The 12,226-nt window shown below is 62.8% G+C and carries 11 protein-coding genes and 1 rRNA gene; 5 read left to right on the top strand and 7 right to left on the bottom strand.

What is annotated here, in order from left to right:
- Positions 1-203 precede the first annotated feature (203 nt).
- Genes GCT13_RS20800 through GCT13_RS20790 form a run of 3 tightly spaced genes read right to left on the bottom strand, consistent with a single transcriptional unit; the run spans position 204 to position 6,165 of the window.
- Entirely contained in the window at positions 204-1,664 is a 1,461-nt protein-coding gene (locus tag GCT13_RS20800) for an efflux transporter outer membrane subunit (RefSeq protein ID WP_152761137.1), read from the bottom strand.
- A gap of 19 nt (positions 1,665-1,683) precedes the next feature.
- Positions 1,684-2,958: an efflux RND transporter periplasmic adaptor subunit gene (locus GCT13_RS20795; protein ID WP_152761135.1), complete on the bottom strand. Its 1,275-nt coding sequence runs from the start codon at positions 2,956-2,958 to the stop codon at positions 1,684-1,686.
- A gap of 9 nt (positions 2,959-2,967) precedes the next feature.
- Positions 2,968-6,165, bottom strand: a complete 3,198-nt coding sequence (locus tag GCT13_RS20790) for an efflux RND transporter permease subunit (RefSeq protein WP_152761133.1) — start codon at positions 6,163-6,165, stop codon at positions 2,968-2,970.
- A 352-nt stretch (positions 6,166-6,517) separates the two neighbouring features.
- Between GCT13_RS20790 and GCT13_RS20785 the strand changes: the two genes are divergently transcribed.
- Positions 6,518-6,844, top strand: a complete 327-nt coding sequence (locus GCT13_RS20785) for a DUF4148 domain-containing protein (protein WP_152761131.1) — start codon at positions 6,518-6,520, stop codon at positions 6,842-6,844.
- 133 nt (positions 6,845-6,977) lie between these two features.
- On the opposite strand, the gene GCT13_RS20780 is transcribed toward GCT13_RS20785, so the two are convergent.
- Positions 6,978-7,658, bottom strand: a complete 681-nt coding sequence (locus GCT13_RS20780) for a hypothetical protein (RefSeq protein WP_152761129.1) — start codon at positions 7,656-7,658, stop codon at positions 6,978-6,980.
- 231 nt (positions 7,659-7,889) lie between these two features.
- Positions 7,890-8,150 (bottom strand): hypothetical protein, encoded by a 261-nt coding sequence (locus GCT13_RS20775; protein WP_152761127.1) that lies wholly within the window; start codon positions 8,148-8,150, stop codon positions 7,890-7,892.
- A gap of 35 nt (positions 8,151-8,185) precedes the next feature.
- Between GCT13_RS20775 and GCT13_RS20770 the strand changes: the two genes are divergently transcribed.
- On the top strand, positions 8,186-8,497 hold the full coding sequence (locus GCT13_RS20770) for a hypothetical protein (RefSeq protein WP_152761125.1): 312 nt from the start codon (positions 8,186-8,188) through the stop codon (positions 8,495-8,497).
- A 111-nt stretch (positions 8,498-8,608) separates the two neighbouring features.
- Positions 8,609-9,043: a response regulator gene (locus tag GCT13_RS20765; protein ID WP_152761122.1), complete on the top strand. Its 435-nt coding sequence runs from the start codon at positions 8,609-8,611 to the stop codon at positions 9,041-9,043.
- Positions 9,044-9,083: 40 nt separating this feature from the next.
- Here the strand turns inward: GCT13_RS20765 and GCT13_RS20760 are convergent, their stop codons facing one another.
- Both GCT13_RS20760 and GCT13_RS20755 read right to left on the bottom strand, forming a co-directional pair.
- Entirely contained in the window at positions 9,084-10,478 is a 1,395-nt protein-coding gene (locus tag GCT13_RS20760) for an FAD-binding oxidoreductase (protein WP_321574506.1), read from the bottom strand.
- A 192-nt stretch (positions 10,479-10,670) separates the two neighbouring features.
- Positions 10,671-11,414 carry an SGNH/GDSL hydrolase family protein gene (locus tag GCT13_RS20755; protein WP_152761120.1) on the bottom strand — a complete coding sequence of 248 codons (744 nt, stop codon included), beginning with the start codon at positions 11,412-11,414 and terminating at the stop codon, positions 10,671-10,673.
- Between the two features lie 413 nt (positions 11,415-11,827).
- Between GCT13_RS20755 and GCT13_RS48460 the strand changes: the two genes are divergently transcribed.
- Complete coding sequence (locus tag GCT13_RS48460; protein WP_193727713.1) at positions 11,828-11,971, top strand: hypothetical protein; 144 nt, start codon at positions 11,828-11,830, stop codon at positions 11,969-11,971.
- Between the two features lie 179 nt (positions 11,972-12,150).
- Positions 12,151-12,226 (top strand): 16S ribosomal RNA (locus GCT13_RS20750); the annotation flags it as partial.

Here is a 12,226-nt window from a genome sequence, read left to right as displayed (position 1 = left end):
TAGCCCCATGTTCAGGACCCTGTGCACGCGTGTCGCCGCATGCGATGTCGAAGCGCATCGCGCCGATATCGGCCACTGCGTACAAATCGCCATGACGCAATTCGGAGGTGTCGATCGTACCGGCATGCCACTCATGCGCCGAAAATCTCAATCGCGGACGGCGCCTGTCTTCAATATGCGCCCCGTTCGCGATGACAAGCACTTCATTCAGACGCTTGCGTGTCCGTCAACATCGCGCGATCCCATCCGCCGCCGAGCGCCTTCAGCAACTGCACGCTTGCGTCGACTCGCCGCGCGTCGATCTGATCCGCCGTGCGCTCGTTGGTGAGCGCGATGGTCTGCGCGGTGACGACGTCGAGATAGCTGACGGCGCCTGCCTGATAGCGGTTGGTCGTCAGCTTCAGCGAAAGCGCCGCCGCCGATGTCGCGCGTTGCTGGCTGTCCGCTTCGCTCGCGAGCGTATTGAGCGCGGCCAGGTTGTCCTCGACCTGCTGGAACGCGACCAGCACCGTTTGCCGGTAATCGGCGACGGCGCCGTCATATTGCGCGGTCGCGTTCGTCAGGACGGCTGTGCGGCGGCCGCCATCGAAGAGCGTCCCCGCGATCTGCGCGCCGAGCGACCAGAAAAGACTCGGCGCGGTGAACCACGGCGCGAAGTACGTGCTTTCGAGCCCGGCCGCCGCCGACAGCGTCAAATCCGGATAGAACGCCGCATGCGCTTCGCCGATCTGCGCATTCGCCGCAGCGACACGCCGCTCGGCGGCGGCGATATCGGGGCGGCGCTCGAGCAGTTGCGACGGCATGCCCGTCGGGATTTGCGGCAACGCGACGTTGTCCACTTTCGGCGGCAACGCAAACGACGAAGCGGGCTTGCCGATCAGCGTCGCAATCGCGTGCCGAAGCTGCGCGCGCTGCACGTCGATATCGCTGTCCTGCGTGCGCGTGCTTTCGAGCTGCGTTTGCGCCTGGGCGACGGCGGACGCATCGATCGCGCCGTCCTTCAGTTGCTGCTGCACGATTTGCAGCGCGGCGGCGTAGGCCGTCACGGTATCGTCGAGCAGTTTCTTCTGGCGGTCGAGCGAGCGCAGGTCGAAATAGTCGATCGCGAGATCGGTGGCGACCGACAGGCGCACCGATTGCAGATCCGCTTCGCTTGCTTGTGCGTTGTCGCGCGCATTGACGGTCGCGTCCTTCACGCGGCCGAACAGATCGGGCTCCCAGCTTGCCGCGACGCCGACAGAGTAGTCGGGTACCGTCTTGCCCGCGAGCGATTTGCCGACCACGTTCTGCGACGTGCGCGCCCGCGATTGCGCCACGCCCGCCGTGACGACCGGCGCGTAGCCCGCGCGCTGATAGTCCACCATCGCGCGCGCCGCCTGCAATTGCGCGACGGCCTTGCGCACGGTCTGGTTCGACACGTCGACCTGTGCTTCGAGGCGATTCAGCTCGTCGTCGCCGTAAAGCGTCCACCAAGGGCCGCGCGGCTGCGCGTCGGCGGGCGTGGCAACGGTCCAGCCGGACGCTGCCTGCGGCGCGCTTGCGTAGTGATCGGGCACAACCGTTTGCGGCTGCGAATAATGCGGCAAGGTCGAGCACGCGCTCAACGCGCACGCGATGCCGACGACGAGCGCCTTGCGGAAAAACGATGCGCGGACATTGAACATGATCAGCCTCATCTCGCGCTCAACCGTGCTGCGCGGACTTCGCGGCCGCCGTCGGCGTGGTCGGCGTCGTTGAGACATGCACGGTTTCGCCGCTGCTGATCGCGTCGCCGAGATTGTCGATCACGCGGTCGCTTGCTTCCAGCCCCGTCGCGACTTCGACGTAAGTGCCGAAATCTCGGCCGATCGTCACGGTCCTGAGCTGCACCTTGTTGTACTTGCCGATCACGGCGACGGTAATGCCATCGGGCCGGAAGAGCAGGGCGCTCACGGGCAGTTCGAGCGCGGGATGCGCGGTTTGCAGCGCGAGATGAACCTGCGCATATGCGCCCGGCAGCAACGCGCCATCGCGGTTGTCGACGTCCACTTCGACGCGCAACGTGCGGCTCACCGGATCGATCGAATCGGCGCTGCGCGCGACGATCGCGTCGAAGCGGCGGCCGGGATATTGCTGCGTCGTCAGATAGACCTTCGTTCCCGGCGACACGCTGCTCGCGTCGTTTTGCGGCACGTCGATGTAGACGCGCAAGCGGTCCGTCTGCTCGATGTGAAAGAGCTCGCCGGCGTTGGCCGCAAGGCCCGGCGATCCGCCCGCCGTCACCAGCGCGCCGACGTTCACGTTGCGCGCGGTGATCACGCCGTCGAAAGGCGCCGTTACTTTCTCGTACGACACCAGCTCGGAGAGACGCGCGACATTCGCCTGCGCAGCCTGCCACGCAGCGAGCTTCGCCGCGCTGTCGCTCGTCTTCGCGTCGGCGTCCTGCTGCGAGACGGATTGCGTTTGCAGCATCGTCTGCCAGCGCTGCGCGGTGCTGTTCGCAAAGCGGTAGTTCGCCTTCGCGTTCGCCTCGTCGGCGCGCGCCTGTTGAAGCTGCGCGTCGAGCTCCGGCGTCTGGATGTCGGCGAGCGTTTGTCCTGCCTTCACCTTCGCGCCGATGTCCTCGTACCAGTGCTGGATATAGCCGCTCGTGCGCGCGTAGATGGACGCATCGGCGTAGGGCGTCACGGAACCCGGCAACAGCAGTTCTTGCGACGCGGGCGCGCGCTTCGGCGTCACCGCATCGACGGTCAGATAGCGCTGTGCGTTCACCTGATCCGTGAGCGCCGTGCTCGCATGCAGGCGCGGCACGATGCCGATCGCGAGCAGCGTGGCGGCGATGGCCGCGAGCGCAATGGGCAAGACGAAGCGCGTGCGCTTGCCGGTGGTGGCGGGTTGCTGCGTGCCGGCAGAATCGGCGAGCGCGAGGTCCGCGCCGGTGGACGGCTCGTGCTCCGTCGGCAGATTGGGCGTGGTCATGGTATGTCCTTATTGAGCGTGTGTGGTCACGTCGGCGCGCTTCGCGTCGGCATGGGCGCGGCGCTTCGCGAGCCACGCATGCACGATCCCGAAGACGACGGGCACGAACATCAGCGTCGACAGCGTGCCGATCGCGAGGCCGCCGATCACCGCGCGGCCGAGCGGCGCATTCTGTTCGCCGCCGTCGCCGAGGCCGAGCGCCATCGGCAGCATGCCGATCAGCATCGCGAGCGCCGTCATGAGCACGGGGCGAAAGCGGTTGAAGCCTGCATCGATCGCGGCGGCGAGCGGCTCCATGCCGGCAGCGAGCGACTCGCGTGCGGTGTTGATGACGAGAATGCTGTTGGCCGTCGCGATGCCGATGCACAGGATCGTGCCCGTCAACGCAGGAACGCTGAGCGTTGTATGCGTGGCGAACAGCATCCACGCGATGCCCGCGAGCGACCCCGGCAAGCCGCTGACGATGATGAGCGGATCGAGCCACGACTGAAAGTTGACAACCATCAGCAGATAGACGAGCGCGATCGCGAACACGAGACCCGCGCCGAGGCCGGCAAACGACTCGCTCATCGACTGCACCTGTCCGCGAATCACAATCGACGAACCGGGCGGCAACTGCGCGCGCGCCGCATCGACGAGCTTCGTCACGTCCGCTGCGACGCCGCCCAGATCGCGCCCTTGCGTCGACGCGAAAATGTCGAGCACGGGCTGCACGTTGTAGTGCGACACGACGGCCTGCTGCGAGCTGCGCGACATCGTGCCGAGCGTGCCCAGCTGATTCTGCGGATTGACGCTGACTTGATTCGTCGTCAACGGAATGTTGGCAAGCGTCTGCAGCGAGTGAATGTCGTACTGCGGGACTTCCGCCATCAATGGATAGCTGACACCGTTCTTCGGATCGAGCCAGAAATTCGGCGTGGTCTGCGAGCTGCCGGATAGCGCGATCAGCAGATTCTGCGCGACGTCCTTTTGCGTGAGCCCCGCTTGCATGGCCTTCGTGCGATCGACGTTGACGTCGATGGTCGGTTCGTCGCCGGGCTGCTGGATGCGCGCGTCGACGAGACCGCGCACGCTGCGCATCTGCGCGAGCAGCTTGTCCGCGACGACGCGATTCTGCGCGAGCTTGTTGCCGACGAGCTGCACGTCGATGGGCGCGGGCAGACCGAAGTTCAGGATCTGGCTGACGATGTCGGCGGGCAGGAACGCGAACGTGACCCCCGGAAAGGATGCGGCAAGCACGTTGCGCAACTGCGCGACGTATTGAGCGGTCGGCTTGTGATCGGGCTTGAGCGTCACCATGATGTCGGCGTCTTCGGGGCCGATCGGGTCCGACGAGTCGTAGGTCAGGTTGATGCCGCTCACGGGCACGCCGATGTTGTCGAGCACGGCCGCCTGTTCCGACTGCGGGATCACCGTGCGTATCCTCGCTTCGACTTCATCGGTGATGCGCGCCGTCTGTTCGATGCGCGTGCCCGTCGGCGCGCGCAGATGCAGACGGATTTCGCCCGTATCGACGGCGGGGAAAAAGTCGCGGCCCGCGAACGGAATCAGCGCGAGCGATCCCACGCACAGCGCGAGATAGACGGGAATGAAGCGGCGGCGGCTCGCAATCGCGCGTTGCAAGACGCGACGATAGCCGCTGCGCAACGCTTCGAAGCGCTGCTCGAAGCGGGCCTGAAAGCGCGCGAAGATCGCAAGGCGGCCGCGCGCGGCATCGCCGTTCTTCGAAGGCGCGCGCATCAGGTACATCGCGAGCGTCGGGATTAGCGTGCGCGAGAAAAAGTACGACGCGCACATCGCGAACACGACGGCTTCCGCCATCGGCACGAACAGATAGCGCGCGACGCCCGAGAGCAGAAACATCGGTACGAACACGATGCAGATCGAGAGCGTCGACACGAACGTCGGCACGGCAATTTCGCCGGACCCGTTCAGTATCGCGTCGTGCAGCGGCTCGCCTTTTTCAAGCTGATGCGTGATGTTTTCGATTGCCACGGTCGCATCGTCGACGAGAATGCCGACGGCGAGTGCGAGCCCGCCGAGCGTCATGATGTTGATCGTTTGCCCAAGGGCCGACAGCGCGATCAGCGACGTGAGCACGGCAAGCGGAATCGACACGGCGATGATCAGCGTCGCGCGCCAGCTGCCGAGAAAGAGCAGGATCATCGCGGCCGTCAGACATGCGGCGATCAGCGCTTCGCGCACGACGCCCGAAATCGCGGACTTCACGAACACGGATTGATCGGAAAGCGGCGTGATGTGCAGCGCGCCCGGCAGGCCGGCTGCGATCTTCGGCAGCATCGACTTGACCTGCTGGATGATCGTGAGCGTCGATGCGCTGCCCGTCTTTTCCACCTGCAAGAGCGCCGCGCGCTTGCCGTCGCTGCGCACGATGTTCGTCTGCGGCGCGTAGCCGTCGATCACGTGCGCGACGTCGCGCACATAGACCACGCTGCCGTTCACTGTCTTGACGGGCAGATCGTTGAGCGCGGCGACTGTGTCGGTGCTGCCGTTCATCTCGACGTTGTATTCGCGCGAGCCGATCTTCGCGGTGCCGCCCGGCAGGATCAGGTTTTGTGCGTTGACGGCATTGACGACGTCACTGGGTGCCAGGCCTTTCGCCTGCAGCGCCTTCGGATCGAGCTGCACCATGATCTGCCGGATCTTGCCGCCGTACGGCAACGGCACGGCGGCACCCTGAACGGTCGCGAGCTGCGTGCGGATGAAGCTGTTGCCGAGATCGTAGAGCGTCTGTTCGGGCAGCGTCTGGCTCGAAAGGCCCAGTTGCAGCACGGGCACCGTCGATGCGCTATACGTGATGATGTTCGGCGGCAGCGTGCCCGGTGGCAGGACGCGCAGGATCGACGCGGAGTTCGACGCGGCTTCGGCGATCGCGCGATTGATGTCCGCGCCCGGATGAAAGAACACCTTCACGACGGACACGCCATTCAGCGATTGCGACTCGATGTGCTCGATATCGTCGACGTCGCTCGTGAGCGCGCGCTCGTAGTTCGACGTGATCCGATGCGCCATGTCTTCGGCGGAAAAGCCGTTGTATGACCAGACGATGCTGACGACGGGAATGTCGATGTTCGGGAAGATATCCGTCGGCGTGCGCAGAATCGCGAGCGGCCCGACGATGAAGAGCAGCACAGCCAGCACGACAAAAGTGTAGGGCCGCCGCAGGGCCAGCTTGACGATCCACATGACGTTTCCTTGGACGATGATCTGTCGGCATGCGCCATGCGCGGTTCACGCGCGGGCATGTCATCGGGTCGCAGTGTGGCGGCGGCGCACTTACCCATTAGTGACTGGCACATTACAAATCCGACATCTTGCGCGGCGATTGATGGGCCGTGATGCATGCCCATTGAGTAGATGACGCATTTGTCATGTGAGAGACAGGCTTAGGTCAGCACTCATTGCACACAATGGCGTTAACCCTTTGCGAACCGAAACCGACAAGAGACGAACCACGCGAATCTGCGGCGAAGGGCATTGGGGCCGCCTTCATGAAGAAGGTGGCGCTGGTCAACGACTCACATGCAGGTGAACCATCATGAAAGCACTGATTCAGGCTGTAATCGTTTCGTGCGCGCTGGCTGCGCCGGCACTTTCTTTTGCTCAGGCCGATCAAGGGCCGGTCACGCGCGCTCAGGTGCGTGAAGATCTGCAACGCGTCGAACAAGCGGGCTATCGCCCGGGCGGCGACGAGGCGACTTACCCTGCCGATATCCAGGCAGCCGAAGCGAAAGCATCGACAGGCGAGCAACAGCCGATGGAGCGGACGGCCGTCGGCGGCGTAGCGCCGAACGGCTCGATGCAGATGGGCGCGCCCAACGCGACGGACGGGCATCCGAAGTCGATTTTCTTCGGCGGGCAATGACCGCGATGCGGCGAGCGCAATACGCTCGCCGCATGTCTTGAGGAAGTCCGCACCGGAATCCCGTTGCAAGGACCGAGAGGAAAACAAAGAGCGGGGCGGACGCTCGTAGTCGATCGTCAGCGTCGCAACACGTTCACTGATCGTCGCCGCTGTGCGCGGCTTCGCCCGTCGCGCCATCCGATCCTTGCGAGCCGGCGTGCGCCGGCTTCGTGTGCTCGCTTGTTCGTTCCGCTCCCGTACTGACCTGCTCGGCGGCCGCTGTCGCGGGTGTCTCGACCGTTTCGTCGAGAACGGGTGGCACGCCGCGAACCGGATTCATGTCATCGGGCGTCGATGCGGGATTCGCTCGTGATGTCTTTGGGCGATGGCGATGCGGGGCCGCCGTCTTCTTTGCGGCCTTTGCGCTGGCCTGCGCGGCGGGCTGTGCATCCATCACCACCGCTACGGCTTTATTGTTGTCAGCGGGCGCGGCATCGGGCGATTGCAGTTCTCGCTGCAACGCCAGTGCTTGCGGATTGTTCTTGTCCAGCATCAGGATCGCGTCGACCAGCACTTTCGCGGATGCGCGGTCGTGACGGCCCAGGCTGTCGCGCGCCGCTTGCAACGTGGACGCAAAGCGCGGATCGAGCGGGCGTTCGAGCGAGATGGCGTCTGTGTCGTGAAGCGGCAGGTAAGCGCTGTCGCGCACGCTGGCGGCAGCCGCCGTTTTCATGTCAGACGGATGATGCCTGTCGGAATCGATCAGCCACGCCGTCACGACGGCGCCGCCGATCAGCAGCCCCGTTAGGGCAAGGCTTTTTGTCTGACTGATCATGCCGGCCATCCCGTGAGAATGTGAGCATTGATCTGATCTACGCGGCGCGGTTTCCCCTCAATGGTAAGTGTGAGTGTGCGGCGCTTGCGGTGCCGGGTCCGACAATGATTAGTCGCAGTCGGACAGCAACGCAGCGATAGACCCGCAACGACTTCTCGAAGAAGTGGGCACGTTTTCGTCTGTTGGATGCACGCGTACGGCCGGTCGACAAACGTTGGCTATCGCCCGACATCACGCCACCATCACCAAGGCATACAAGCAGCCCCAACTGCGGGCGAAGTCCTTTAATTCCGGGCGCTCAGGATCGTTTAGACGATACGCATCCCGGCATTGGCATAAGCCGTGCAATTGTGGATGCGGGCGCAACGACGACCGGTTTCGTGCTGCCGCTGCGGCGTCAGCAATATCGATCGGATTCCGAAAGGCGGGTTGTTCGTTCGAGCCTCTTTGCTGGCGCGCGGCCTGGCCGATCGTTCCATCAACGTTGAACATGGCGCGCGCAATGGACCTGAACCAGGTGCATCGGGATGTTCGACACGCTTATTGGAGTCGTCATGAAAGCGAAATCCCTCGCTGCGCTGCTGGTCGCGTGTGCTTCGACGCTGGCTGTTCCGTCCTTCGCGGGCGGTTATGGCTCAGCATCCTCCTCCGATTACTCCGCTGCCCATGCGCCTGTATCTCACCACGCTCAAACCGTTCGCCCCAGGACGATGAAACACGAGCAGGGCAGCATGGACGATCAGAATCAGGGCGACGTCGGCGGCGACGAATTCACCCGCTCGCAGTCGGGCCATCGCGAACCGTCGGACACGCTCGATCCGATGTATCACGGCGGTTGACGGGCGAGGTCGCAGAGCGCTTGACTCGCGCTCTGTGACCCGAACGTTCCTTGAACAGATCGGGCTTTGTTCATATGATTGAATCTTTCCGTGTTCGCGGAGCCTGCTGCGATGGAACGCGCCCTTCTCGTCGACGACGAGCCCTCTACGCTCGACGCATGGGCGAGCGCGTTTCTGCAGGCGGGCTATGAGGTGCTGACGGCCGCCGACGGCGTCGAGGCACTCGAATTGCTGTACGCGTCGACCGTCGATTACGTCATTGCGGATCTGCGCATGCCTCGCATGTCGGGCGGCGTGTTGTGCGAGCGCATGCGCGACGATGCCACGGTCGCCGACGCCATCTTCATTCTCGTATCGGGAGAGCTGACGCCACCCGCGTTCGTCCGCTACGACGGCTACTTCCGCAAGCCGCTGGACCTGGCGGCCCTGTTCGAAACGATGCATCGTTTGCGTTTCAGTACCGAGCGCGTGTATCGCGGTTTGGGTGAAGCACGCCTTCACCGCAATGCGCCTGCGGAAAGATCGATACGCAAAACAGATGGCTGATTGAAACAGGCCTGCGTGTCGCGTTCGTCAGCGAAGGCGCTTACAGTACTTTTCCCGGATTGAGTATGCCTTTGGGATCGAGCGCGGCCTTGAGCGTGCGCATCAATGCGAGTTCAGCCGGCGAGCGCGAATAGCCGAGAAACGGCTTCTTGTGCGTACCGATTCCGTGTTCGGCAGAGATCGAGCCTCCCATCGCGCGCACGACCTCGTACACGACGAGATCGACCGCATGCACGCCTTCCGCCGGCAGTTCTTCGATGGATACGCCGATGTGCACGTTGCTGTCGCCGAGATGTCCAAAGAAAAGGCTGACAACCTGCGGCCAGCGCGAGATCAGCGCCTTCTCGCAGCGCTCGGCGAACTCGCCGATGAGACCGATGGGGAGGCTCACATCGTAGTTGATCAGGTTGGGCAACTCGTCGATCGCGAGGCCCTCACGGATGAGCCATAGCGCTTGCGCCTGCTGCAACGAAGTCGCGAGGACTGCATCGCTGACGAGACTCGCTTCGAGCCAGGCGCCGAGGCAGCTTTCGAGGCGGGCGGCGCTCGCTTTCGTATCGTGGGCGGCCGTCGCGCATTCGACCAGTACATAGAAGGCCTGCTGGACCTGCAAAGGCGCTTGCACTCCAGGCGTATTCGCCGACACATAGCGATAGAAGTCCGGCCACATCACCTCGAAGCTGCTGGCATCGGGCAATTGCGCGCGCACCTGCTGCCAGAGCGCCACCACCGACTGATAGTCGGGCACCACGCACAGGCACGTCGAAGCCGAAGGAAGCTCGGGGTAGAGCTTGAGCACCGCGCGGGTGATCACACCGAGCGTGCCTTCGCTGCCTATCAACAGATGCTTCCAGTCGTAGCCGCTGTTGTTCTTGAGCATCTTGTTGAGCGAGCTGACAATCGTTCCGTCGGCGAGTACCGCTTCGAGTCCGAGAACCTGATCGCGCACGACGCCGAAGCGGATTGCTCGATTTCCGCCGGCGTTGGTCGCGAGATTGCCGCCGATCTGGCACGAGCCGCGCGCGCCGAGGTCGTACCCCAACTCGAACCCGGCGGTGCGTGCCGCTTCCTGCACCGTCTGCAGCACGGTGCCGGCCTTGACCGTGACGGTGCTGGCCGCAGCGTCGATTTCTTCGATTCCGCTGCAGCGCTCCATCGACAGCACGATCTCCCCGCCCAGCGGGACTGCGCCGCCCGCGAGACCTGTCATCCCCCCTTGCGGGACAACTGCGACGCCAATGTGGTGACAGAGCCGCACGATGCACGATACCTCGTCGACCGTGCGCGGACGCGCGAGCGCCAGAGGGCGGCTGCCGGGTGCCTCGCCGTAGCCTGTGAAGTAGCGCGGCGCGACGTCGATGCCCGGCGTCACGATGTCGGTTCCCAGTTCCTTTATCAAGGTGGCGAGGATGTCGGCTTGGTTCCGCGATTCCACTTGAACGCTCCAGAGACGGCCGGGTCAGGCCAGATGCTGACGCGCGAACGCGCACGTCGACGGCAGAGGCTCACTATTGCCGACTGGCCGATTCCGCGCAATCGATTAATCCGCATGCAATACATGATAAAAAATGATGCGGCATCGCGCGTGGCCGACGCGTATGCGTGCGTGGCTCTGGGCAATCGGATATCAGATTCTGTTCTTGAATTTGGGGATGCTCCGCAACTTCGAACGGAACCGCGCTGCAATCTTGTCGAATCCGTCAGGAGTGGGATGAAGTTCATTTGCCCAGTCACCGGATGACAGCGTACCTTGCGTTTCGACGAGGACGACGTTCTTGTTGGCCGCGCATAGCTCTTTCAGCCTGCTTCTAAAGGCTTCGAGAATGGCCTTCACAATGTGCCGGCCCTGCTTGACGTCGGGCCAACCTTGCTCTACCAGCGAAGGCCGAAGCCATGGGCCTGCAAACGGACATGCGCCAATGCCCGTCGGAATCGCGAAGTCGTACGCGTGAAGCAGTATCGTCGCGTGGCTCGCATATCGGTTTCGTATTCGGATCAACTCGAGATAGGCGCCATTGATGACGCCCAGTATGTCGCGCAAGAGTTCGTTGTTGACGCCTTGGGTCGGATCGTTATTCACGTCCGTTGCATTCTCCAGCCAGAAGCGAAACTGGTCGCCAACCAGATCGTTGCCTCCGCCTGAGAACATGAGGACGTCGATTGGGCCGTGGGCCGGCTCACTGATGTAGTCGATCAATCGCTGACGTTTGGTCACGCCCATCAGGGTCGTCGTTGCTTCGCCGTAGTGGGCGAGTTTCATCATCGCGGGTGTCAGTGTTGCCTGGCTTTGCAGGCTGTCTGCAACGTCTGTATGGCCGATCAACGGAAGCGGATAGTCGAACCACGAGTCGCCATCGGCCACGATGATCAACGGAGTGGGGCCCCCCGACAGATGTCTGCGCTGTTGCCTTATTTCGTCGACGCGCGCCTGATTTTCCTCTGCCCGTCGTTTCAGATCTTCTTCGATCCTGCGCTGTGTTTCGCTGTAGACGTTGTTCTCTGTGGCGTCATGTGTGCTCACGATGGCCCTCGATATCTCGTCGTATCGACTGTGACAGACACCCGACATCCGGTTTTCAGATCGCGCAGCTTGTGCAGCCTGTTCATCGAGTGTGTGCCAAAAGACTAGTCAACGGAGGTTCGTTAAACAACCCCGTGGTAAGCGAGCCCTGGTAGTCGGATGTGTGTGGCCCGGCGAACCGATGTGCCAATTGCGCAATGAAGTCGAACGCACGAAGAGTGCAAAGGAATTCGTGAGTGTCCCTTGACAAATGCAATTGCTCTATGCGCACGACCGCTTATTCTGGCCCGGAAAAATTATTTGCAGAAATGCTTGACGCGGTGAATGGCGATCCGCATAATTCGGCCTCTCCAAACGACGGGGACGCGAAAAAGCAGCAGCTTTTAGCGATGTTCTTTAAAAACTAACAGCCGACAGGTGTGGGTGCTCGATGACGGCGCGCGGTGGTTCTCAGGAGCTGCCGAAGGCAAAAGTAATCGAGACTCACACAGAAAGAAATTGAGGAAGGTTTGAGAAATCGAACCATCAGTCAGTGATTTTGAGTGAGCGACCGGGTTCGAGAGAGCCCGAAAACAGTAACAGGTTTGAACTGAAGAGTTTGATCCTGGCTCAGATTGAACGCTGGCGGCATGCCTTACACATGCAAGTCGGACGGCAGCGCG

Origin of the sequence: Paraburkholderia franconis (assembly GCF_009362735.1) — a bacterium.
Taxonomy (GTDB): domain Bacteria; phylum Pseudomonadota; class Gammaproteobacteria; order Burkholderiales; family Burkholderiaceae; genus Paraburkholderia; species Paraburkholderia franconis.
This window is presented reverse-complemented; position numbering and strand designations above follow the sequence as displayed.

Bases quoted from the DNA above. Each gene is read 5' to 3' on its own strand.
- GCT13_RS20800 (WP_152761137.1), bottom strand. From the start codon at position 1,664: ATGTTCAATGTCCGCGCATCGTTTTTCCGCAAGGCGCTCGTCGTCGGC.
- GCT13_RS20770 (WP_152761125.1), top strand. From the start codon at position 8,186: ATGTTCGACACGCTTATTGGAGTCGTCATGAAAGCGAAATCCCTCGCT.
- GCT13_RS20785 (WP_152761131.1), top strand. From the start codon at position 6,518: ATGAAAGCACTGATTCAGGCTGTAATCGTTTCGTGCGCGCTGGCTGCG.
- GCT13_RS20795 (WP_152761135.1), bottom strand. From the start codon at position 2,958: ATGACCACGCCCAATCTGCCGACGGAGCACGAGCCGTCCACCGGCGCG.
- GCT13_RS20765 (WP_152761122.1), top strand. From the start codon at position 8,609: ATGGAACGCGCCCTTCTCGTCGACGACGAGCCCTCTACGCTCGACGCA.
- GCT13_RS20780 (WP_152761129.1), bottom strand. From the start codon at position 7,658: ATGATCAGTCAGACAAAAAGCCTTGCCCTAACGGGGCTGCTGATCGGC.
- GCT13_RS48460 (WP_193727713.1), top strand. From the start codon at position 11,828: ATGCGCACGACCGCTTATTCTGGCCCGGAAAAATTATTTGCAGAAATG.
- GCT13_RS20775 (WP_152761127.1), bottom strand. From the start codon at position 8,150: ATGTTCAACGTTGATGGAACGATCGGCCAGGCCGCGCGCCAGCAAAGA.
- GCT13_RS20790 (WP_152761133.1), bottom strand. From the start codon at position 6,165: ATGTGGATCGTCAAGCTGGCCCTGCGGCGGCCCTACACTTTTGTCGTG.